Here is a 20,527-nt window from a genome sequence, read left to right as displayed (position 1 = left end):
GAACGTTTGTGCGGGGGGCGGGCACGTGGGGTGCTACCAGCCACGGCAAAGGAATCCGACCGTCGGTAGAGGGTCGGGGATGGAATGTACATGGGGGTTTTTGGGCGAATTGTCACCCTTTTTACCTGTTTGGCGGGTTTGGAGGCCGGAATGGGCGGGGAAGTGCCATTTTAGTTCTGGTCCGATCCGCTCACATCTCGGTCAGGCCAATGGCGCGGCCGGGCGGCTTCGGTTAGCTATAACCAAAGCTGAAAGAGAGAGTGAGGCAATCTGGTGCAAAGCGATCTGCCCCTGACGCGAGATCTGGTGCTGGTTGGCGGTGGCCATGCCCATGCTCTCGTGCTGCGCAAATGGGGGATGGACCCGCTGCCCGGTGCGCGGCTGACGGTCATCAACCCCGGTCCCACCGCGCCCTATACCGGCATGCTGCCCGGTCATATCGCCGGGCACTACGGGCGGGATGAATTGGAGATCGACCTGATGCGCCTGTGCCGCCACGCCGGGGCGCGGCTGATCCTTGGGGCGGCGACGGGGATTGACCGGGCGGCACGCGAGATCACGGTCGAAGGGCACGGGGCCGTGGCCTATGACGTGGCCTCGATCGACATAGGGATCACGGCCAAGATGGACCTGCCGGGGTATGCGCAATACGCGGTCGGGGCCAAGCCACTTGATGTCTACGCAGCGCGCTGGCGTGAGTTTCTGGCAGCGGTGAAGGCGGGCGAACAGCCGCCCGAGGTGGCGGTGATTGGCGGCGGTGTGGCGGGCTGTGAGCTTGCCATGGCGATGGCTTTTGCGCTGCGTCAGGCGGGTGTGCAGCCTGCCGTGACGGTGGTGGAACATGGGCCAGACCTCTCTGGCATGGCGCCCCGGACCGCGGCCATGGTGCGGCGGCAGATGGCGAATTTGAGGGTGGCCCTTGCGCTTGATGCCAAGGTCACGCGCATCACCGATCGGCAGGTGATCCTGGCGGGTGGCCCGCCGATTTCGGCTGCGCTTTGTGTGGGCGCTGCGGGGGCGGTGCCGCATGGATGGCTCGGGCAAACCGATTTGCCGCTGCACGCCGGGTTTATCCGTGTCGGCGCGGATCTGGGGGTTGTGGATGATGCGGCACTCTTTGCCGTGGGCGATTGCGCGCATATGGAGGCCACGCCGCGCCCCAAAGCCGGGGTTTTTGCCGTGCGGGCAGCGCCGGTGCTGCATGACAACCTGCGCGCGGCGCTGAGTGGTGGTGCGCGGCGGGCGTTCAAACCGCAGAAACATTACCTCAAACTGGTCTCGCTCGGGGGGAAATCCGCCGTGGCTGAGCGGAACGGGCTGGCCCTTGGCGGGGCGCTGCTTTGGCAGTGGAAGGACCGCATTGATCGCAAGTTCATGGATCAGCTTGATGACCTGCCCGAAATGAAGGGCAATGCGCTGTCGGTTCCGACGGCCTCGGGCGTGGAGGAGGCGCTGGCGGGCAAGCCGCTTTGTGGCGGTTGCGGCGCAAAGGTGGGCGGCGCGGTGCTGGGCGATCTTTTGGCAAAGGTGCAGGGGCCAATCTCCAGCGATGTCGTTACCGGGGCGGGGGATGATGCGGCGGTGCTGCGCCAACCGGGCGGTGGTTTTCAGGTGATGAGCACGGACCACCTGCGCGGCTTCATCGAAGACCCGGCGCTGATGACGCGAATCGCAGCGGTCCACGCCTTGGGCGATGTCTGGGCCATGGGGGCCAAGCCGCAGGTGGCGCTGAGTTCAATCATCATGCCGCGCATGTCGCCCGCATTGCAGGCCCGCACGTTACGAGAGATCGCGGCGGCCGCGCAAGATGTAATGGCGGCGGCAGGGGCGCAGATTGTGGGTGGCCACACCACCATGGGCGCGGAACTGACCATTGGCTTCACGGTCACCGGCACGCGGGCGGAGATGCCCATCGGTGTCGGCGGCGCGCAGCCGGGGGATGTGTTGATGCTGACCCGGCCAATCGGATCGGGCGTAATTCTTGCAGGTCATATGGCGGGCAGCGCGCCGGGGCGGGTGGTGGCCGACGCGCTTGGCGCGATGGCCAGGCCGCAGGCGCGGGAGGCAGAGATTTTGGCAAACGCTCGTGCGATGACAGATGTGACAGGCTTTGGCTTGGCAGGCCATGTGCAGGCGATTTGCCGCGCCTCGGGGCTGGCGGCCGAGCTTTGGGGTGCGGCGGTCCCGCTCTATCCCGGCGCACAGGCGCTGTCGGATCGGGGGGTGGCATCGTCGCTTTTACCGGTCAATCAGGCGGATGCTCCGATAGAGGCCGCAGGCCCGGTGAACCCACTTTTTCACGACCCACAGACCGCTGGGGGGCTGCTGGCGGCCTTGCCAGAGGCGGCGGCGGAAGCAGCGCAGGCACGGCTAGAGGCTGCGGGTCTGACAGGCCATATCATCGGACGGCTGGAGGTCGGTGCCCCCTCTATGCGCCTGACGTAAACCGGGCGTTCAGCGCGGTGGCGGTCTCGGCCAAGGTGGTTTCGTTGAGGTCATCTAGCAGCAGCCGCTCTACCGGCGCGGGATTGCGGCTGGCGGCCTTGGCATAGCGCGGGTCGTAGTGTTGGCCGATCAGCCCTTCGGCAAGGGTGGCCCAATCGCCCGCGTGGGCTTGGGTCTGCCATTGGGTGATGGTCTCTGCGCTGTGATAGGGGCGCAGCTTGTCGATACGATCTTCAAGCAAGTCAGGGTCCGTCGTCAGGTCGTCATAGGCCCGACAGAGAAAACCCGCCCGCGCGGCCAAGGGTGCGGCGATCTCGACCCGAGGTGCGGCGAGCATCGCAGCCCAGAGCGCGGGAGGCAGGGTGATGCCACCGATTTTGCTGCTTTCCGCCTCGACCCAAGTTACCCGCGCGGGATCGAGCGGGGCTAGCGCTTGAGCCAAACGTGTCTCAAACATCTTTTGATGCGGCTGGCCGCCATCCACCGCGCCAAACAAAGAGCCGCGATGCTGCGCCAGCCCTTCAAGATCCAGCACCTGCGCGCCTGTCTGAGCCAGATGATGCAGCAGCCGCGTCTTGGCCGTGCCGGTGCCGCCTTCGATCAACATCAGCCGGTGTGGCAGGGGCGTGTCGTAAAGCGCTGCGACCACCAGACGGCGGTAGCTGCGATAGCCGCCGCGCAGAAGTTGCACACGCCAGCCGACCTGATCGAGAATTGTCGAGAACGCACCCGACCGCTGCCCACCGCGCCAGCAATAGACCAGCGGTTGCCAGCCGCCGTTTTTATCTGCCAGTGCCGTTTGTAAATGCCGCGCCGTGTTCTGCGCCACCAGCGCGCCGCCGATCTTGCGGGCGTCAAAGGGGCTGACACGTTTGTAAATTGTGCCGACCTCGGCCCGCTCTGCATCCGACAGCACGGGCAGATTGATTGCGCCGGGCAGGTGATCTTCGGCAAACTCCGCAGGGGCGCGCACGTCGATGATCGTGTCGACGTTGAGCGTGGCGAGGTCCGACAGGGCGGTGAGGGTGCAGGGGGTCATCTGGAGTTCCGGCAAAGCCCCGCGCCCCGTGATAGGGCGCGGGGGCAATGGCTCAGGCCTTGGCCGCGATCACCAGCACTTCAACCAGATACTCCGGCGTGGCGAGCTTGGATTCGCCGCAGGCGCGGGCGGGGGCGTTGCCCTCGGGCACCCAGGCGTCCCAGACGGCGTTCATCGCCGCGAAATCGGCCATGTCGGCCAGCCAGATGGTCGATTGCAGGATGCGGGTCTTGTCGCTGCCGACCTCGGCCAGCAGGGCGTCGACCTTATCAAGGCAATCTTGGGTTTGCTGGGCCACATCCGCACCTGCCGTGCCGACCTGACCGGCAAGGTAGATCACTTCGCCATGCTCGACGATTTGGCTCATGCGGGTGTTGGTGTGATGGCGTTTGATCTCGGTCATTCTGTCTCTCCTTTGACGTTGCAAAACTTGTGGCAGCTTTGCGTAGGAGAGGCCAGATCAAAGCCTGCGGGTCAGGCCTTCTCAGCCTTTCCGCCTGCTTCTGGGCCGCCCTCTTTTGGGCCGCCTGCTTTTTCCCAACCGCCAAAACCGTCCTTTAGGTGCGCCGCGTCAAAGCCCATGTCTTGCAGTGTCGCGACCGAGATGGCCGAGCGCCAGCCCGAGGCGCAGTGAAAGACGAATTTCTTGTCTTGGGCAAAGACCTCTTTGAAGTAGGGGCTGTCGGGGTCGACCCAAAACTCCAACATGCCGCGTGGGCAGTGGAACGCACCGGGGATGAACCCGGTACGCTCGCGTTCGCGGGGATCACGCAGGTCGACAAATTGCAAATTTTTGTCGTCCAGCATGGCGATGGCCTCAATGCTGTCGATCTCTTCGATCCGGGCACGGGCCTCAGAGACCATTTGGGCGGCGGTTTTCTTGAGGGCCATCGGGGTCTTCTCCTTACAGTTGGTTCAGCAGTGCTGGCGTGGGCCAGCCATCGACGGGGAGGCCGAGACGGGCCTGTTCCGCGCGGACGGCGGCACGGGTGCCGGAGCCGAGGATGCCATCTACATCGCCCACATCATAGCCCTTGGCTTGCAGTTTGCGTTGCAGCGTTTTCATCGCGTCGCCGCTAAGCCCCGGTTGCGGATTGCCTGCGTCGAAAACCTGTGCGCCTTCCAGCCGTGTGGCGAAATAGGCGGCGGTCATGACGTAGGTAAAGCTTTGGTTCCATTCGAAATAGACCCTAAAATTCGGGTAGGCGATGAAGGCTGGCCCGCCGCGCCCTTGTGGCAGCAGGACCGAGGCGGTCAGCCCCTCGGCCAGCGGCCCGTTGCGGGGGGACACGCCCATCGCTTGCCATTCGCTAACGGATTTGGTGGTCTCCAGCCCGCTTTGCGACCAGTCGAAGTCTTGCGGGAGGGTGACTTCGGCCAGCCAAGGCTCACCCGCCCGCCAGCCGAGGCTTTGTAGCATTTTGGCGCCCGACAGCAGCGCATCAGGGGCAGAGGTTTTCAGCGAGACTTCGCCATCGCCGTCGCCGTCCACGCCGTTTTCGATGATGTCGCGCGGCAGCATTTGCACCATGCCGATCTCACCCGCCCAAGCGCCGGTGGTGGTGGCGGGGTCGAATTCACCGCGCTCGAAAAGCTCCAATGCCGCGAAAAGCTGTGGGCGGAACAACTCGGGGCGGCGGCAGTCATGCGCCAGCGTGGCCAGCGCGTTGGCAGTGTTAAAGTCGCCTTGGATCGCGCCGTAATCCGTCTCAAACGCCCAGAAGGCCAGTAGCACGCCACGGCTGACGCCATACTCGGATTCAACCCGGTCAAAGACCGCGTCGTATTTTTCGCCATTGGCACGGCCTCGGTTGATCCGGTCGTTGGAGATCAGGTGCCGCGAAAATTCGATGAAGGGTTTTTGGAACACCCCTTGCGCCTGATCCGCGCGCAGCACGGCGGGGTCTTGGCGCAGGCCAGCAAAAAACCGATCGGCGGTGGCAGGGTCAGCCCCATTGGCCACGGCCTCAGATTTGGCATCCGCGATGAAGCTGGAGAAATCACCGCCACAGGCCGTTTGCGCAAAGGCGGTGGCGGGAAGGGTGAGAGCCGCAAGGGCGGCGGCTAGGAAATAGGGGCGCATAGGTATCCTTTTGGTCACAGACAGGCCAGAACTAGGGCGATTGCCCACATCACCAACCATGCCTGCCAGAGGCGGGTGATGGCCGCATCGATCTCCTGAGGTCCGATGACGCGCGCCCCCGCGCCGTGCACCCAAGGAAACTGCTGCACCTGCCCATCATAGCTGCGCGGACCGGCGAGGGCCACACCTATGGCCCGCGCCATGGCGGCTTCCGGCCAACCGGCGTTGGGCGAGCGGTGCAGCGCCGCGTCGGCCTTGATGTCGCGCCAGTGGTGCAGCACCCCGCTGGGCAGGGCGATCAGCAGCGCGGTGAGCCGTGCGGGGGCGAGGTTCAGCAGGTCATCCATCCGCGCCGCGGCCCAGCCAAAATCGGCGTAGCGCGGGGTGCGGTAGCCGATCATACTGTCGGCGGTGTTGACGATCTTATAGACCAGCAACCCCGGCAGCCCACCCAGCAAGAACCAAAAGGCAGGGGCGATGATGCCGTCGCTAAGGTTTTCCGCGCCGCTTTCGATGGCCGAGCGTGCCACGGCGTCTGGGGGCATCTCGGCAGTGTCGCGGCTGACGATCATCGCCACCGCGCGGCGGCCTGCGGGCAGCGATTGGCGAAGCCCATCAGCCACAGCGCGGAGGTGTTCGACGAGGGAGCGTTGCGCCAGCAGAATGGCGGCGATGATGATCTCGGCCAGTGGGCCAAGAAGGCTCAGCACCCAGCCAAGGCACGCCATCCCGATCATCAGCGCCAGCAGCAGCGCCACGCCCTTGGCACGCCGCGAATGGCCGTGGTTCAACCGACGATCCCCCCAGCCGATCAATCGCCCCATCAGCACCGCCGGATGCGGCAAGCGCCGCCAGAGCCATGCCGGTTCTCCAAGAGCCGCGTCGAGCAGCATGGCCAGCACGAGGATCGCGGCCGTGCTCATGCCAGCGCCTGCTCCAGCCGTGCCCAACCGTCGGCGGGCGGCAGGCCAAGGCGCAGCCAGCGTGGGTTATAGGGGAAGACGCGGGTCCAGATGTGATGCTGGGCGAGGCGTTCCTGCCAAGCTAGCGCGTTGTCGACCTCATAAAGCCGGAAAAGCGGGGTGCCGCCGAAGATCTGCGCCCCCGCTTCGGTCATCATTGTGTCGAGACGGGTGGCGTCAGTCGCCAACCGGGCCCGCATCGCTTCGGCCCAAGCGCCATCCCGCAAAGCCGCCGCGCCGATATGCAAAGCCGGGCCGCTTACCGGCCAAGGGCCGAGCATCTGGCCAAGCCGTGCCACCAAAGCCGGATCGCCGATGACAAAACCCAGCCGCAGCCCGGCCAGCCCCCAGAACTTGCCAAAGCTTTTGAGGATCAGCGTGCCGGGTGTCGTGGCCTGCGCCATGAGGGTGGCGTCAGGCGTGATGTCGCAAAAGCTCTCGTCGATAATGCTGAGGGGGGCGGGGGTCTCTGACGCTTGCCAAAGCCGCCCGTCGGGGTTGTTGGGGTGCACATGGACGGCGGCATCGGTGTTGCCCTCTTCGACCACCTGCCAGCCGCTCTCGGCAAAGCTTGCGGCATGTTCATTGTAGGTCGGGCCGGGGATGCGCACGCGGCCTTTCGGGGCGAGCGCCGGGATGCGCGCAATGGCCGAGGATGCGCCCGGCACGGTTAGCAGCGCAGCATCCGGTGGCACCTTCCAGAAGGCGCGGGCGGCCTCCACAAGCGCGGTTTGCGCTGCGGCATCGGGAAGCGCGTTCCACGCCTCAGCAGGCAGGGCGGGGATCGGATAGGGCTGCGGATTGATCCCGGTCGACAGGTCGATCCACTCCGCCCGCTGCCCGCCGAAACGCGCCGCTGCCGCATCGACACCGCCGCCGTGGTCGCGCTGATCTGGCTGTTGCATCCTCGTCCCCCTGCCGTTCTTGCTGCGGTGAAAGCGCAAAAGCGCTGCGCGATCAAGCGCCTTCCGCAAGGCAGGCAGGGGGAGGAGGGATCAGCCGCGCCCGTGCGGCGCGTCGAAATCCAGCACCGGGTTGATCGGGATGATCCGATGCGGGTTAATCGTGTCGTGGCTGTAGTGGTAGTGCCGCACGATATGGTCGAAGTTCACCGTCTCGGCCACGCCCGGCACCTGATAGAGTTCGCGCGTATAGGCCCAGATGTTCGGGTAATCGACGATCCGGTTGCGGTTACACTTGAAGTGCAGGTGATAGACCTTGTCGAAGCGCACCAGTGTGGTGAAAAGCCGCCAGTCGGCCTCGGTCATCTTGTCGCCCGCGAGGTAGCGATTCTGTGACAGGATGTCTTCGATCCAATCCAATGTGTCAAAGAGCGGATGCACGGCAGCGTCATAGGCCTCCTGCGTGGTGGCGAAACCGGCTTTGTAGACGCCGTTGTTGAGCGTGTCATAGACGCGGGCGTTCACCTCTTCGATGCGGTCGTGGAGGGGGGCGGGGTCGTAGTCATCGCTGTTGCCGGTCAGCTCATCAAAGGCGCTGTTGAACATGCGGATGATCTCGGCGCTCTCGTTGCTGACGATGGTCTCGCGCTCTTTGTCCCAGAGGATCGGCACGGTGACGCGGCCCGTGAAATTGGGATCGGCACGGGTATAGATGTCGCGGGCATAGGGCAGGCCAAAGAGGGTATCGCCAGTGGCGCCGGGGAAATCCGTGTCAAAGGTCCAGCCTTCGCCCAACATGTCGGGGTGTACGACCGACACGCCGATGTGATCCTCCAAGCCCTTCAACTGGCGGAAGATCAGCGCGCGATGTGCCCATGGGCAGGCATAGCTGACATAGAGGTGATAGCGCCCCGATTCTGCTTTGAACCCGCCGTCGCCGCTGGGGCCGGCGCTGCCATCGGCGGTTACCCAGTTGCGAAACTTCGCTGCGGCGCGCTCAAACTTGCCGCCTGAGGATTTGGTGTCATACCATTTGTCTTGCCATTTTCCGTCAACCAAAAGGCCCATCTTGTTCTCCTTTGCGCATTTGAGGGTATATCTAGGGCAGGACGCGCGGACTGCACATCTTCATGGGCGCGCAGCCGCCCTGCGCTGGCGCAGGCTGCCGAAACGTCATCAATTCTTAACTTGAATTTCCTACGTTTTAGCCCAGCTTAGAAGGCATCAGCGGGGGGAAGATCATGGAAGAATTTCTGACCAAGGAAATACAAGCGGGGCTAGATGCCGCGCGCATGGAAAGCCTGCGCAAAGGGTCTCGCCTGCGGCTTGAGGTGGGCGGTGATGTCTACCGGGTGCTGCGTATGTGGAAGACCGGTTTTTCCATCGATGCGGCAGATGCGCCCAAGCTGCGCGGGCTGGTCGATCTTTATGATGGCAGCCTGCATCTGTTCCAATGTTTGATCGTGGCGAGCGAGGAAGAAGCGGGCGAAATGCGTTATGAGTTCAAACGCGCGACCGCCGTGGCAGACCGTCCGCCGCTTGATTTCGAGCGTCCCGCCGATGCGCCACTGGGGCTGATCGAAGATGGCCGCGCCTGAAAGGGCGGCACGGCGGGCCAGTCCCGCCGCGCCATTTTCCGATTATTGTAGATCGCTGAAAGCTTTTACGAGCCGGTCGCAAGCTTCCTCGACCCGCGCGCGCGGGGTGGCGAGGTTGAAACGCATGAAGCTTTCGCCCCCCGTGCCGAAGGTGGCGCCGTGGTTGGCTGCGATGGCGGCGCTTTTCTCGACACGTTTCTGAAACTCCCCCGGGTCCATCCCGGTGCCCGAAAAGTCCACCCAAGCCAGATAGGTCGATTCCAGCGGCATCGAGCGTAGCCCCGGAATCGCGTTCACCGCGTCATCGAAGAGCTGCCGGTTTCCGTCCAGATAGGCGGTCAGTTCATCCACCCAAGCGGCCCCCTCGGGGGAATAGGCCGCCGTTGCCATGATCAGCCCGAAGGAGTTCGCCGAGACGCCCAAAGCCGCCATGCGCTGGGCGAAGCGTTGGCGCAGCTTGGGGTCGTGAATGATGACGTTCCCGGTATGGCCGCCGGCGATGTTGAAAGTCTTGGTCGTGGCGGTCATCATCACCAGACGGTCTTCGATTCCGCCGATATGCGCCATGGGGATGTGCTTGTGCCCCGGCATCACCAGATCGTGGTGGATTTCATCCGAGACCAGCACCAGATCGTGCCGCTTGGCGAAATCGGCCACGCCTTGCAGTTCCTCGCGGCTCCAGACGCGCCCGCCGGGGTTATGCGGCGAGCAGAGGATCACCATTTTCTCATCCCCGGTCATCAGGGCGTCATAGGCGTCGAAATCCATCTCGTAGCGGCCCGAGGCATTGGTCAGCGGGCATTCCACCACGCGCCGCTCGGCGGCGTTAATCACGCGGGCGAAGGCGTGATAGACCGGGGTGAACAGCACCACGCCATCACCGGGCTGGGTGAAGGCATCGACGCACATCGCGGTGCCGTTCACCAGACCGTGGGTGGTAAAGATCGCATCGGCGTCGACCTTCCAGCCGTGACGGTTTTCCATCCACCATTGGATCGCGGCAAGGTATTCGCTGTCGTCGCCGAAATACCCGTGCACCCCGTGGTCGATCTGGGCCTGAAGCGCGTCCTGCACCACCTGCGGGGGGCGGAAATCCATGTCGGCCACCCACATGGCGATGCCCGTGTCTGCAGGCACGCCATAGATCGCTTCCATCTTGTCCCATTTCGAACAATGGGTGCCGCGCCGGTCGATGATGTCGTCAAAGCTCATGCTGGTCTCTCCTGATATTGCGGCCAAGCTAACGGCTGCCACAGGCGCTGCAAGCCCCCGGTTGCGCGATGCCCGGGCATGGCCTAAATGAGCGGGATGAAACGCCCGATCCTTTTGCACCCCGATCCACGGCTCAAGAAAGCCGCAGCCCCTGTCGCCGACCTCAGCGACGAGCTGCGCGTGCTGGGCGATGATATGTTGACCACCATGTATGATGCGCCGGGCATCGGCCTTGCCGCGCCGCAGATCGGCGTGCTGAGCCGTGTCATCGTGCTCGATTGCGTCAAGGAAGAGGGCGAAGCGCCGCGCCCGCTGTTGATGTTCAACCCTGAGATCGTGGCTTCTTCGGATGACCTCAGCACCTATGAAGAAGGCTGCCTGAGCATTCCTGAGCAATACGCCGATGTGACCCGCCCGGCTGAGGTTGAGGTCCGCTGGCTCGACCGTGACGGCAAAGAGCAGCAGGAGGCGTTTGACGGCCTCTGGGCGACCTGTGTGCAGCATGAGATCGACCACCTTGATGGGAAACTGTTCATCGATTACCTCAAACCGTTGAAGCGCCAGATGATCACCCGCAAGATGGTGAAACTGAAGCGCGAGTTGGCACGCGGATGAGCGTGCAGGAGGTACTTCGCTGGCCCGATCCGCGACTGGCCGAGACCTGCGCGCCGATCGAAGAGATCACGCCAGAGATCGAAACGCTGGCCGCCGATATGTTGGAGACGATGTATGCCGCGCCGGGGCGGGGCCTTGCCGGGCCGCAGGTCGGCGCGATGCTGCGGATTTTCGTGATGGATGCGGGCTGGAAAGAGGATAAGTCCGACCCGCTGGTCTGCATCAACCCGATGTTTCAAGAGATCGGCGAAGAGCGCGTGACCAATACCGAAGGCTGCCTAAGCATTCCGGGCATCAGCACCGACATCTCGCGCCCGTCGCAGGTGCAGATGGTTTGGACCGGGCTGAACGGTGGCCGCTATGTGCAAAGCCTTGAGGGTGCCGCCGCGCTGATCGCGCAGCATGAGATGGATCACCTTGACGGTGTGGTGACCTTCGATCACCTCGACGCGGAGACCCGCGCGGCTAAGATTGCGGAGTTCAACGCACAATGACCCTACGCCGCTACGTTGCATGGCCCGACAAACGCCTGCGCAGCCCCGCCGCGCCGATTGAGGCGGTGACGGATGAAATCCGCACCCTTTGGGACGACATGATCGAGACGATGGACGCGATGCCGGGCGTCGGCCTTGCCGCGCCGCAGATCGGGGTGATGTTGCAAGTCGCCGTCGTCGATGCCTCCGAGGCGCGCAACAAGCGCATCCGGCTGGCAAACCCGGTGATTATAGACGCCTCTGCCGTGCTGCACCCTTATGAGGAAGCCAGCCCGAACCTGCCCGGTTTCAGTGCCGTGATCCGCCGCCCCCGCGGCGTGAAGGTGCGGTTCCTTGACGAGACGGGTGCCGAGGTTGAGCGTGATTTCGTCGGGCTTGAGGCCGTCAGCGTGCAACACCAGATCGACCATCTGGCGGGCAAGATGTATTTCGACAACCTCAGCAAAACCAAGCGTGACATGCTGTTGCGCAAGGCACGCAAACAGAACGGCTGACGGCTCCCCCAAGGCGCTGTCCGGCAGGAGTTAACAGATGCGACTGATCTTCATGGGCACGCCCGATTTCTCAGTGCCGATCCTCGATGCGCTGGTGCAGGCCGGGCATGACATCTGCGCCGTCTATTGCCAGCCACCACGCCCTGCGGGCCGGGGCAAGAAACCCCGCCCCAGCCCGGTGCAGCAACGCGCCGAAGAGATTGGCCTGCTGGTGCGGCATCCGGCATCGCTTAAACATCCCGAGCCGCAAGAAGAATTCTCTGAACTCGACGCTGACGCGGCGGTGGTCGTGGCTTACGGTCTGATCCTCCCGCAGGTCATTCTGGATGCGCCGAAACAGGGCTGCCTGAACATCCACGCGAGCCTGCTGCCGCGCTGGCGCGGGGCGGCCCCTATCCACCGTGCGATCATGGCGGGCGATGAAAAGACCGGCGTTTGTATCATGCAGATGGAAGCGGGGTTGGACACCGGGCCGGTGCTGCTCTGCGAAGAGACCGAGATCGGTGCGGCGGAGACCACAGCGGAACTGCACGACCGTCTGAGCGCCATGGGCGCGGTGGCGATCAACAAGGCGCTGTCGCAATTGTTGCAGCTTACCCCGCAGCCCCAACCCGAAGAAGGCGTCACCTATGCCGCCAAGATCGACAAGGCCGAGGCCAAGATCGACTGGACCCGCCCCGCGGTTGAGGTGGATCGTATGATCCGTGGCCTTTCACCCTTTCCCGGGGCGTGGTTCGAGATTGACGGACAAAGGGTCAAAGTGCTGGGATCGGTGCTGGATGAAGGCACAGGTGCTGCGGGTGAGGTCTTGTCGGATGATCTGCGTATTGCCTGCGGCGAGGGTGCCGTGCGACTAACGCGCTTGCAGCGCGCGGGCAAGGGAGCACAGGACGCGGATGTGTTTCAGCGCGGCGCACAAATCGCGGTGGGGCGGCGCTTGGGCTAAGGCTGAGGCGTCAGCTTTTCGGCGGGGTGCTTTTGTAGACTGGCAAGTGCCAGCCGAAATACAGCGATCCGGCCCGAAGCACCCAAGTCGTCACGGCACAGGCCAGCAGCGGATAGAGCCTCCCGTCGAAATAGGGCGACAGCAGCACCGCCACCGCAGCGCCAGACAGAGCCGCCGTGGCGTAGAGTTCGCCTTGCGTCAGCACCAGTGGCAATTGGCCCACCACCACATCGCGCATCAGCCCGCCCATACAGCCGGTGATCATGCCCATGACGATGATGATCGGCGCGGATTGCTCTTGGGACATCGCCACACCGACCCCCGCCGCGACGGCAACGGCCAGTGCCAGACTGTCGAGCCAGATCAACGTGCGAAAGCGGCTTTCCAGAAGGTGCGCGGTGAAAAACACCACCAGCGCCGCCACGATGGCCACGCCGAGCATACTGGGCGTTTCTATCCAAAAGATCGGGTTGCGGTCGAGCAGGAGGTCACGGATCGTGCCGCCGCCCACGGCGGTCAGGCAGGCGATAAAGGCAAAGCCCACGATATCGAGTTGCGCACGGCTGGCGACCAGCGCGCCGGTGATGGCAAAGACCAGCACGGCGGCATAGTCCAGCAGGGCCAGCAGGGTCACTTCTTGCCGCCCGGTTTGAAGGGGGCCATGCCAGCGCGGGCCAGTTCATCGGCGCGTTCGTTTTCGGGGTGGCCGGCGTGGCCCTTGACCCATTTCCACGTCACATTATGCCGCGCGTTCGCCGCATCCAGCCGCTGCCAAAGCTCGGCGTTTTTGACGGGCTTCTTGGCGGCATTTTTCCAGCCGTTTTTCTTCCAGCCGAAGATCCAGCCTGTAATGCCGTTTTTGACGTAGTTGCTGTCGGTTACGATAGTGATTTCTGTCGTACGGCTGAGCGATTCCAGCGCCGAGATCGCGGCCATCAGTTCCATGCGGTTGTTGGTGGTTTGCGCCTCGCCGCCCTTCAACTCGCGTTCCTTAACGATCTTGTCACCGTCCATCGCGCGCATCAGCACGCCCCAGCCGCCGGGGCCGGGATTGCCTGAGCAGGCTCCGTCTGTGTAGGCGTAAAGGTCTGGCATGTCGGCTCCCGTCGCGGTTTCAACGCGGTTTAGGCGGCTGGCGCGTGGCGGTCAATCAGGCGGGTTGGCGCAAGACGCGGGGCACCTTGAACTCAACGTTTTCCTGCGCGGTTTCGACCAGTTCGGTGGTCACGTCATAGCGCGATTTGAAGGCGTCGATCACTTCGTTGATCAGCACTTCGGGGGCCGATGCGCCCGCCGTGATACCGATGCTGCCGATCCCATCAAGCGCGCGCCAATCGATGTCATCAGCGCGTTGCACCAGTTGCGCATAGGCGCAGCCCGCGCGGGCGCCGACTTCGACCAGACGTTTAGAGTTCGACGAATTTGGCGCGCCGACCACCAGCATCGCGTCGCATTTGGGCGCCATGGCTTTGACGGCTTCCTGACGGTTGGTGGTGGCGTAGCAGATGTCTTCTTTATGCGGGCCGATGATGGCTGGGAACCGCGCCTGAAGGGCTGCGACGATATCGGCGGTGTCATCGACGCTGAGCGTGGTCTGGGTGACATAGGCCAGCTGCGCCTCATCACGCACGGCGACACCGGCCACATCGTCGGGCGTTTCGACCAGCAGCACATCGCCATCGGGCAATTGGCCCATGGTGCCGACCGTTTCGGGGTGGCCTGCGTGGCCGATCATGATGATCTGCAGGCCTGCATCGGCATGGCGCTGCGCCTCGATATGGACCTTGGAGACCAGTGGGCAGGTGGCATCGACATAGATCATATTGCGCGCCTGCGCCGCCGAGGGCACGGATTTCGGCACGCCATGGGCGGAAAAGATCACCGGACGGTCGTCGGGGCATTCGGAGAGTTCCTCGACAAAGACCGCGCCCTTGTCGCGCAGCCCGTCGACGACGAATTTATTGTGTACGATCTCATGGCGCACATAGACTGGGGCGCCCCATTTCTCGAGCGCCATTTCGACGATCTTGATCGCCCGGTCCACGCCCGCGCAGAATCCGCGCGGCGCGGCGAGGTAGAGGGTCAGGGGCGTGTTGGTCATGCGAAGTCTCCGAACGGCTTGGCGCAGAGGTAAGGGCTTGGGCGCGCTTCGTCCAGCCCGTCAGCCTTTCTTGGGCGCAGCCTCGCCCGCGGTGCCGTGAACGAGGGCGGCGGCCTGCGCCCGGTTGCGGATGCCCAATTTGCGGTAGCCCGATTTCGCATAGTCCGAGACGGTGTGGATCGAGAGGTTGCAGCGATGCGCGGTTTGCTGGCGGGTGTAGCCATGGGCCAGCAGGTTCACCACTTCGGCTTCGCGCGGGCTGAGTTTGCCAAAGGCCGATGGGGTCTCGGGCAGGGGCAACGGGGCGGTGCCGGTCAGGTCTTCGATGCGGCGGTGCATCAGCAGGCAAAAGAGGCGAAGATCCTCGGCCACGTCGCTAAAGCTCCGTACAAAGTCATCGGCTTCCATCCAATTGCCGATGATGAAGCCACCGAAACGTTCTGATCCTTTCAGCCGCATGGGCACCGCAAAGGCGGCGTGCAAACCTTCCCGTCCTGCGCGTGCGATCAGCGAATGCTCAGAGGGGGTAACATCGGGGTAAAGGTGCACGAAGGCCTGACCGATTGTCAGGACTTCATAGCTGGTGCACGAATGGTGGAGAAAGGGGTCATCCTCGGGGGGGAGATCATCGTAAAGGTCGGGGATGGTGGATAAAAACTGGGCATCTTTGAAATCTGCCCCGACGCTGATGTGAATGGCGTGGGTGAAACCGATCTGTCGCAGCGCCTCTACAATGCCGTCCCAGAGCCTGCCGACATCCTGTAGCTTTTCCAGCCGCGCCGCATCATCGAAAAGCATCGTCCCTCACTTTAACCCCCCTTTTTCGGGGGGTCGTCTACTCCTACGGGAACGGGTACTGTGGGATCAAGGGGAACGCATGGGTTCATGTGCTGTATTGTATCTTCCCTGGGGTATTTTAGAAATTTCACAGGCCAGTGACGCCATTGTCACTGGTCTGTTATTCGTCTGCCTGCCCCCTCGGAGGCAGGCACAAGAAAGCCACTGCTGCGGCTAGCAACATGGTTTTGGGCGGAAATAAGGCGGTTTGCGCTTAGTCTTGCGAGGTCGAGATCGGATCGCGCGGCGGACGGCCAATGACATCACGCAGATCGTCAAGCTCGATAAAGTTGTCGGCTTGGCGACGCAGATCGTCAGAGATCATCGGCGGCTGGCTGCGAATCGTCGACACGACAGAAACGCGCACGCCTTGGCGTTGCAGGCTTTCGACCAGCGGGCGGAAATCGCCGTCGCCGGAAAAGATCACGATATGGTCGACACGCGGTGCCAGTTCCATCGCATCAACGGCCAGTTCGATGTCCATGTCGCCTTTGACTTTGCGCCGGCCCATGCTGTCGGTGTATTCCTTGGCCGGTTTGGTGACCATGGAAAAGCCGTTGTAGTTCAGCCAGTCAACAAGCGGGCGGATGGGTGAATATTCATCGTTCTCCAAAAGTGCGGTATAGTAGAAGGCGCGCAGCAGCTTGCCGCGGCGCATGAACTCTTGCCGCAGCAGCTTGTAGTCGATGTCGAAGCCCAGCGTCTTTGCCGCGGCATAGAGGTTGGAGCCATCTATAAAAAGCGCCAACCGCTCATCTTTGTAGAACATTAATCTATCCTTTCGGCAGGCTTCGCCGTATTCCCGGTTTGAACTGTAATCGCCACGGATTAATAAATCCGTGACCTCTGGCGATGCCCCCACATCAGGGTGCATAACTAAGGCTTTTTAACGATGTCGCAAGACCCCGTGGGTATGGAATTAAGCAGTAGAGAGCCTATACGAAAGTATAGTCTCCTGATCGCGCTTGGCGGGAACCTCGGCTCTTCTGTCGGTGCGCCGCAGGAAACCCTGAAGTCGGCTTTGAAGCTGTTGCAAACCTCCGGCGCGGTGATTCGCGCGACCAGTGCATTCTATCATACTCCGGCTTTTCCCGCAGGAGCGGGGCCCGATTATGTGAATGCTGCAGCACGTCTGGAGGCACCTTGGGATCCGGCCAAAGCGCTTGGCGTCCTGCATCGGATCGAGGCACAGTTGGGTCGGGAGCGGGTGCAGCGTTGGGGCCAGCGCACATTGGATTTGGATTTGCTGGCCTGTGATGATATCGTGTTGCCAGACCGTAACACCCACAAGATGTGGCGTGATTTGCCGCTTGAGGCGCAGATTGGCCGCACGCCAGAGCAGTTGATCCTGCCGCATCCGCGCCTGCAAGACCGCGCTTTTGTGCTGGTGCCCTTGGCCGATGTGGCCCCCGATTGGGTGCATCCGCTGCTTGGGAAACCGGTGCGCACCTTGCTTGAGGCTCTGCCTGAGCGGGATCGTGCCGAGGTGCGGCGCCTGTAATAACGGCTTGTAAATCTGCCCGAGGCGGCCTAAATACCGCACTTCTGGCAGCAAATGAGATATTGGAGGCTTCATGGCCCGCGTCACCGTCGAAGATTGTGTGGATAAGGTTCCGAACCGTTTCGAACTCGTTATGCTGGCCGCGCATCGCGCCCGTGAGATCTCTGCCGGATCGCAGCTGACCGTTGACCGCGATAACGACAAGAACCCCGTCGTGTCCCTGCGCGAAATCGCCGAAGAAACACAGTCGGCTGATGACCTGCGCGAGCGTCTGATCGAAAGCAACCAGAGCCAGATCGAAGTCGACGAACCCGAAGAAGACGCCATGGCGCTTTTGATGGGTGCCGAAGAGGACAAGCCCGAAGAAGACAGCATGTCCGAAGAAATGTTGCTGCGCCAGTTGATGGCCGCACAGGGGCAGGGCTAACCCCCGCGCCCCGGCCGGGGCTATGAGGCAGATGGCATGAACAGCGCCGACATCACTGCCGATGACCTGATCGCTCTTGTTCAAGGCTACAATCCGCGTACCAACGAACCCCTGATCCGCGCCGCTTTTGACTACGGGGCGCGGATGCATGAGGGGCAGTTTCGCCATTCCGGTGAACCCTATTTCACCCACCCCGTCGCTGTCGCTGCGATCCTCACGGAACAGCAGCTTGACGATGCGACGATCATCACCGCCCTTTTGCACGACACCATCGAAGACACCAAAGCGTCTTATGCCGAGGTGCAGAGCCTCTTTGGCGGCGAAGTGGCGGAATTGGTCGATGGTGTCACCAAGCTGACCAACCTTCAGCTCAACTCGACCGAGACCAAGCAGGCCGAGAATTTCCGCAAGCTCTTTATGGCGATGTCCAAGGACCTGCGCGTCATCCTTGTTAAGCTCGCCGACCGTCTGCACAACATGCGCACGATCAAATCCATGCGCCCGGACAAGCAGGTCAAAAAGGCGCGGGAGACGATGGACATCTACGCGCCGCTGGCGGGGCGCATGGGCATGCAGTGGATGCGCGAAGAGTTGGAAGACCTCGCCTTCCGCGTGCTCAACCCCGAGGCGCGCGCCTCGATCATTCGCCGCTTTATCACCCTGCAACGCGACACCGGCGACGTGATCCAGCGGATCACCGGCGACATGCGGGTGGAGTTGGAAAAAGCGGATATCGACGCCGAGGTTTTTGGCCGGGCCAAGAAGCCCTATTCGATCTGGCGCAAGATGGAGGAGAAGGAGCAAAGCTTCTCCCGTCTGTCCGACATTTACGGCTTTCGCGTGATCACCGCCTCTGACGAGGATTGCTACCGCACACTCGGCGCGATCCATCGCCGCTGGCGGGCGGTGCCGGGGCGGTTCAAGGATTACATCAGCCAGCCCAAGACCAACGGCTACCGCTCGATCCATACCACCGTCTCGGGCCGCGATGGCAAGCGGGTGGAAGTGCAGATCCGCACCCGGCAGATGCATGACGTGGCCGAGACCGGCGTCGCCGCGCATTGGTCCTACCGCGACGGTGTGCGCAGCCGAAACCCCTTTGCCGTCGATCCCGCCAAATGGATCAGCCAGCTGACCGAGCAGTTCGACGCCGAGACCGACCACGAGGATTTCCTCGAAGCGGTGAAGCTTGAGATGTACGCGGATCAGGTCTTCTGCTTCACGCCCAAAGGCGATGTGGTGAAACTGCCGCGCGGGGCGACGCCGATTGATTTCGCCTATGCGATCCACACCCGGATCGGCAACGCTTGCGTTGGGGCCAAAGTCGACGGGATGCGTGTGCCGCTCTGGACGCGGATCAAAAACGGCCAGTCGATTGAGATCACCACCGCGCAGGGGCAAACACCGCAGGTCACATGGCTTGATATCGCCACCACCGGCAAGGCCAAGTCGGCAATCCGGCGGTCCCTGCGGGAGGTCGACCGCGAGCGCTTTATCAAACTGGGCCGCGAATTGGCGCGCTCGGCCTTCGCGCAGGTCGGCAAGAAGGCCACCGATAAGGTGCTGCATACCGTCGCCAAGAACATGCGGCTCAACGGCCCCGATGAGGTGCTCGCCCGGCTTGGCAGTTCCGAACTCACAGGCCGCGAAGTGGTGGAATGCGTCTATCCTGACCTTGCCCCGCAAAAGGGCGAGCAGATCGACGTGCGCCGCGCCGTCGTGGGGCTGGAGCCGGGCCAGAGCTTTGACCGCGCGCCCTGCTGCACGCCGCTGCCCGGTGAGCGGATCGTCGGCATCACCTTCCGTGGCAAGGGCGTGACCGTCCACTCAATCGACTGCGACCGCCTGTCGGAATACGAAGACCAGCCCGAGCGTTGGCTGGATCTGCGCTGGCACGATGGCAGCCACCCGGCGGTCTATACCTGCGCGTTGGACATCACCATCGGCAACGGCGCGGGCGTACTGGGGCGGGTCTGCACCTTGATCGGCGAAGCCTCGGCCAATATCTCTGATTTGGAGTTTGTGGAGCGCAAGCCTGACTTTTACCGGTTGGTGGTCTATGTGGATCTCAGAGACGTAAGTCACCTGCATTCGTTGATGTCCACGATCGAAGCCGAAAGTGAAGTCGCCGATGTCAGCAGGCACCGCAATATGAGCATGGGAAAGACTGTCGAAAAGACCGACTGACCCCGCGCAGACGAAACGCCGATACTGGACCTGAGACTTGATTTTCAAACGCCGCGATCCGAAACCGACCCTGCGCGCGCTGGCCGAGTTTCTGTGGCCGCGGGGTGGTTGGACACGTGCGTTTCACTACGTCAAACACCGGATGCGGCGGCTGCCTGACAGCCCCGAGCGTATCGCGCGCGGCATCTGGGCCGGGGTCTTTACCACCTTCACGCCCTTCTATGGTCTGCACTTCATCGTGGCGGCACTGATCGGGCGGGTGATGCGGGCCAATATCCTTGCCGCCCTTATGGCGACCTTTTTTGGTAACCCGCTGACCTATGTCCCCATCGGCATCGCGGCTCTGCAGACCGGGCATTGGATCCTTGGCGCGCCCGTGGCTCCGAAAGAGCATCGCTCCTTCGGGGGGAAGTTTCTGGATGCGGGCCGCGATCTGCAAGAGAACTTTGTCGCGATTTTTACCGATAGCCAGATGGATTGGACGGGGCTGACCGCCTTTTTCCATCAGGTCTTCTACCCCTATCTGATCGGGGGCATCCTGCCGGGAATGATCTGCGCCTCTATCGCCTATTATATCTCGGTACCGGTGCTGCGGGCTTACCAAAAGCGGCGGCGCGGGATGATCAAAGCCAAGTTCGAGGCGCTCAAGCATAAGGCGGCGCAAAAGGCCGAGGCCAAGCGCCA

General features: G+C 62.8%; 23 protein-coding genes. 10 read left to right on the top strand and 13 right to left on the bottom strand.

Going from position 1 to position 20,527, the window contains the following annotated elements:
• The first annotated feature begins 273 nt into the window (after nucleotides 1-273).
• The gene (selD, locus tag A3722_RS05295; protein WP_067915975.1) at nucleotides 274-2,445 is read left to right on the top strand and encodes a selenide, water dikinase SelD; all 2,172 of its coding nucleotides are present in this window, start codon (nucleotides 274-276) and stop codon (nucleotides 2,443-2,445) included.
• Here the strand turns inward: selD and mnmH are convergent.
• The 7 genes from mnmH to A3722_RS05260 all read right to left on the bottom strand — a co-directional run bounded on the left by mnmH (nucleotide 2,429) and on the right by A3722_RS05260 (nucleotide 8,499).
• Entirely contained in the window at nucleotides 2,429-3,484 is a 1,056-nt protein-coding gene (gene mnmH, locus A3722_RS05290) for a tRNA 2-selenouridine(34) synthase MnmH (RefSeq protein WP_067627632.1), read from the bottom strand. The two genes, selD and mnmH, sit on opposite strands and share 17 nt — an antisense overlap.
• 52 nt (nucleotides 3,485-3,536) lie before the next feature.
• Nucleotides 3,537-3,887 (bottom strand): RidA family protein, encoded by a 351-nt coding sequence (locus A3722_RS05285; protein WP_067627636.1) that lies wholly within the window; start codon nucleotides 3,885-3,887, stop codon nucleotides 3,537-3,539.
• Nucleotides 3,888-3,958: 71 nt separating this feature from the next.
• Nucleotides 3,959-4,375 carry a rhodanese-like domain-containing protein gene (locus A3722_RS05280; protein WP_067627639.1) on the bottom strand — a complete coding sequence of 139 codons (417 nt, stop codon included), beginning with the start codon at nucleotides 4,373-4,375 and terminating at the stop codon, nucleotides 3,959-3,961.
• A 13-nt stretch (nucleotides 4,376-4,388) separates the two neighbouring features.
• A complete protein-coding gene (locus A3722_RS05275; RefSeq protein ID WP_067627642.1) occupies nucleotides 4,389-5,567 on the bottom strand; it encodes a lytic murein transglycosylase in 1,179 nt (392 codons plus the stop codon).
• A 14-nt stretch (nucleotides 5,568-5,581) separates the two neighbouring features.
• Nucleotides 5,582-6,490: an adenosylcobinamide-phosphate synthase CbiB gene (gene cbiB / locus A3722_RS05270; RefSeq protein ID WP_067627644.1), complete on the bottom strand. Its 909-nt coding sequence runs from the start codon at nucleotides 6,488-6,490 to the stop codon at nucleotides 5,582-5,584.
• Nucleotides 6,487-7,434, bottom strand: a complete 948-nt coding sequence (gene cobD, locus A3722_RS05265; RefSeq protein WP_067627649.1) for a threonine-phosphate decarboxylase CobD — start codon at nucleotides 7,432-7,434, stop codon at nucleotides 6,487-6,489. The genes cbiB and cobD overlap by 4 nt, the downstream gene beginning before the upstream one ends.
• A 90-nt stretch (nucleotides 7,435-7,524) precedes the next feature.
• Nucleotides 7,525-8,499, bottom strand: a complete 975-nt coding sequence (locus A3722_RS05260; protein ID WP_067627651.1) for a glutathione S-transferase family protein — start codon at nucleotides 8,497-8,499, stop codon at nucleotides 7,525-7,527.
• Nucleotides 8,500-8,672: 173 nt separating this feature from the next.
• Here A3722_RS05260 and A3722_RS05255 point away from each other — a divergent pair, with 173 nt between their 5' ends.
• Entirely contained in the window at nucleotides 8,673-9,029 is a 357-nt protein-coding gene (locus tag A3722_RS05255) for a hypothetical protein (protein ID WP_067627663.1), read from the top strand.
• Nucleotides 9,030-9,071: 42 nt separating this feature from the next.
• Here the strand turns inward: A3722_RS05255 and A3722_RS05250 are convergent, their stop codons facing one another.
• Entirely contained in the window at nucleotides 9,072-10,241 is a 1,170-nt protein-coding gene (locus A3722_RS05250; protein ID WP_067627665.1) for a MalY/PatB family protein, read from the bottom strand.
• A gap of 96 nt (nucleotides 10,242-10,337) precedes the next feature.
• Between A3722_RS05250 and def (A3722_RS05245) the strand changes: the two genes are divergently transcribed.
• The 4 genes from def (A3722_RS05245) to fmt are packed head-to-tail and all read left to right on the top strand — an operon-like array spanning nucleotide 10,338 to nucleotide 12,790.
• Nucleotides 10,338-10,856, top strand: coding sequence for a peptide deformylase (gene def / locus A3722_RS05245; RefSeq protein ID WP_067627668.1), 519 nt, complete (start codon nucleotides 10,338-10,340; stop codon nucleotides 10,854-10,856).
• Nucleotides 10,853-11,350, top strand: a complete 498-nt coding sequence (def, locus tag A3722_RS05240; protein WP_067627671.1) for a peptide deformylase — start codon at nucleotides 10,853-10,855, stop codon at nucleotides 11,348-11,350. Before def (A3722_RS05245) ends, def (A3722_RS05240) begins: the two co-directional genes overlap by 4 nt.
• Complete coding sequence (gene def, locus A3722_RS05235; protein WP_067627673.1) at nucleotides 11,347-11,844, top strand: peptide deformylase; 498 nt, start codon at nucleotides 11,347-11,349, stop codon at nucleotides 11,842-11,844. Before def (A3722_RS05240) ends, def (A3722_RS05235) begins: the two co-directional genes overlap by 4 nt.
• Before the next feature lie 37 nt (nucleotides 11,845-11,881).
• Nucleotides 11,882-12,790: a methionyl-tRNA formyltransferase gene (gene fmt / locus A3722_RS05230; RefSeq protein ID WP_067627678.1), complete on the top strand. Its 909-nt coding sequence runs from the start codon at nucleotides 11,882-11,884 to the stop codon at nucleotides 12,788-12,790.
• Between the two features lie 10 nt (nucleotides 12,791-12,800).
• Here the strand turns inward: fmt and A3722_RS05225 are convergent, their stop codons facing one another.
• The 5 genes from A3722_RS05225 to A3722_RS05205 all read right to left on the bottom strand — a co-directional run bounded on the left by A3722_RS05225 (nucleotide 12,801) and on the right by A3722_RS05205 (nucleotide 16,497).
• Nucleotides 12,801-13,424: a trimeric intracellular cation channel family protein gene (locus tag A3722_RS05225; protein ID WP_067627681.1), complete on the bottom strand. Its 624-nt coding sequence runs from the start codon at nucleotides 13,422-13,424 to the stop codon at nucleotides 12,801-12,803.
• The gene (rnhA, locus tag A3722_RS05220; protein WP_067627684.1) at nucleotides 13,421-13,885 is read right to left on the bottom strand and encodes a ribonuclease HI; all 465 of its coding nucleotides are present in this window, start codon (nucleotides 13,883-13,885) and stop codon (nucleotides 13,421-13,423) included. The genes A3722_RS05225 and rnhA overlap by 4 nt, the downstream gene beginning before the upstream one ends.
• Before the next feature lie 55 nt (nucleotides 13,886-13,940).
• Nucleotides 13,941-14,891, bottom strand: a complete 951-nt coding sequence (gene ispH / locus A3722_RS05215; RefSeq protein WP_067627687.1) for a 4-hydroxy-3-methylbut-2-enyl diphosphate reductase — start codon at nucleotides 14,889-14,891, stop codon at nucleotides 13,941-13,943.
• Nucleotides 14,892-14,951: 60 nt separating this feature from the next.
• Nucleotides 14,952-15,689: a helix-turn-helix transcriptional regulator gene (locus A3722_RS05210; RefSeq protein WP_067627690.1), complete on the bottom strand. Its 738-nt coding sequence runs from the start codon at nucleotides 15,687-15,689 to the stop codon at nucleotides 14,952-14,954.
• 253 nt (nucleotides 15,690-15,942) lie between these two features.
• Nucleotides 15,943-16,497, bottom strand: coding sequence for a LabA-like NYN domain-containing protein (locus tag A3722_RS05205; protein WP_067627693.1), 555 nt, complete (start codon nucleotides 16,495-16,497; stop codon nucleotides 15,943-15,945).
• Nucleotides 16,498-16,620: 123 nt separating this feature from the next.
• Here A3722_RS05205 and folK point away from each other — a divergent pair, with 123 nt between their 5' ends.
• The 4 genes from folK to A3722_RS05185 form a co-directional block, all read left to right on the top strand.
• Nucleotides 16,621-17,229 (top strand): 2-amino-4-hydroxy-6-hydroxymethyldihydropteridine diphosphokinase, encoded by a 609-nt coding sequence (gene folK, locus A3722_RS05200; RefSeq protein WP_236627349.1) that lies wholly within the window; start codon nucleotides 16,621-16,623, stop codon nucleotides 17,227-17,229.
• Between the two features lie 73 nt (nucleotides 17,230-17,302).
• The gene (gene rpoZ, locus A3722_RS05195) at nucleotides 17,303-17,656 is read left to right on the top strand and encodes a DNA-directed RNA polymerase subunit omega (RefSeq protein ID WP_067264606.1); all 354 of its coding nucleotides are present in this window, start codon (nucleotides 17,303-17,305) and stop codon (nucleotides 17,654-17,656) included.
• Between the two features lie 36 nt (nucleotides 17,657-17,692).
• Complete coding sequence (locus tag A3722_RS05190; protein WP_067627699.1) at nucleotides 17,693-19,843, top strand: RelA/SpoT family protein; 2,151 nt, start codon at nucleotides 17,693-17,695, stop codon at nucleotides 19,841-19,843.
• 37 nt (nucleotides 19,844-19,880) lie between these two features.
• A partial coding sequence (locus A3722_RS05185; RefSeq protein ID WP_067915971.1) for a DUF2062 domain-containing protein occupies nucleotides 19,881-20,527 on the top strand: 647 nt, incomplete at its 3' end.

This window comes from Sulfitobacter sp. HI0027 (assembly GCF_001634775.1).
GTDB lineage: Bacteria > Pseudomonadota > Alphaproteobacteria > Rhodobacterales > Rhodobacteraceae > Sulfitobacter.
The sequence above is the reverse complement of the archived record's forward strand: the minus strand, read 5'-3'. Positions and strand labels throughout refer to the sequence as shown.

What these genes read in the sequence shown, in the direction of transcription:
- mnmH (WP_067627632.1), bottom strand. Translation starts at nt 3,484, where the DNA reads ATGACCCCCTGCACCCTCACCGCCCTGTCGGACCTCGCCACGCTCAAC.
- A3722_RS05285 (WP_067627636.1), bottom strand. Translation starts at nt 3,887, where the DNA reads ATGACCGAGATCAAACGCCATCACACCAACACCCGCATGAGCCAAATC.
- A3722_RS05280 (WP_067627639.1), bottom strand. Translation starts at nt 4,375, where the DNA reads ATGGCCCTCAAGAAAACCGCCGCCCAAATGGTCTCTGAGGCCCGTGCC.
- A3722_RS05275 (WP_067627642.1), bottom strand. Translation starts at nt 5,567, where the DNA reads ATGCGCCCCTATTTCCTAGCCGCCGCCCTTGCGGCTCTCACCCTTCCC.
- cbiB (WP_067627644.1), bottom strand. Translation starts at nt 6,490, where the DNA reads ATGAGCACGGCCGCGATCCTCGTGCTGGCCATGCTGCTCGACGCGGCT.
- cobD (WP_067627649.1), bottom strand. Translation starts at nt 7,434, where the DNA reads ATGCAACAGCCAGATCAGCGCGACCACGGCGGCGGTGTCGATGCGGCA.
- A3722_RS05260 (WP_067627651.1), bottom strand. Translation starts at nt 8,499, where the DNA reads ATGGGCCTTTTGGTTGACGGAAAATGGCAAGACAAATGGTATGACACC.
- A3722_RS05255 (WP_067627663.1), top strand. Translation starts at nt 8,673, where the DNA reads ATGGAAGAATTTCTGACCAAGGAAATACAAGCGGGGCTAGATGCCGCG.
- A3722_RS05250 (WP_067627665.1), bottom strand. Translation starts at nt 10,241, where the DNA reads ATGAGCTTTGACGACATCATCGACCGGCGCGGCACCCATTGTTCGAAA.
- def (WP_067627668.1), top strand. Translation starts at nt 10,338, where the DNA reads ATGAAACGCCCGATCCTTTTGCACCCCGATCCACGGCTCAAGAAAGCC.
- def (WP_067627671.1), top strand. Translation starts at nt 10,853, where the DNA reads ATGAGCGTGCAGGAGGTACTTCGCTGGCCCGATCCGCGACTGGCCGAG.
- def (WP_067627673.1), top strand. Translation starts at nt 11,347, where the DNA reads ATGACCCTACGCCGCTACGTTGCATGGCCCGACAAACGCCTGCGCAGC.
- fmt (WP_067627678.1), top strand. Translation starts at nt 11,882, where the DNA reads ATGCGACTGATCTTCATGGGCACGCCCGATTTCTCAGTGCCGATCCTC.
- rnhA (WP_067627684.1), bottom strand. Translation starts at nt 13,885, where the DNA reads ATGCCAGACCTTTACGCCTACACAGACGGAGCCTGCTCAGGCAATCCC.
- ispH (WP_067627687.1), bottom strand. Translation starts at nt 14,891, where the DNA reads ATGACCAACACGCCCCTGACCCTCTACCTCGCCGCGCCGCGCGGATTC.
- A3722_RS05210 (WP_067627690.1), bottom strand. Translation starts at nt 15,689, where the DNA reads ATGCTTTTCGATGATGCGGCGCGGCTGGAAAAGCTACAGGATGTCGGC.
- A3722_RS05205 (WP_067627693.1), bottom strand. Translation starts at nt 16,497, where the DNA reads ATGTTCTACAAAGATGAGCGGTTGGCGCTTTTTATAGATGGCTCCAAC.
- folK (WP_236627349.1), top strand. Translation starts at nt 16,621, where the DNA reads ATGTCGCAAGACCCCGTGGGTATGGAATTAAGCAGTAGAGAGCCTATA.
- rpoZ (WP_067264606.1), top strand. Translation starts at nt 17,303, where the DNA reads ATGGCCCGCGTCACCGTCGAAGATTGTGTGGATAAGGTTCCGAACCGT.
- A3722_RS05190 (WP_067627699.1), top strand. Translation starts at nt 17,693, where the DNA reads ATGAACAGCGCCGACATCACTGCCGATGACCTGATCGCTCTTGTTCAA.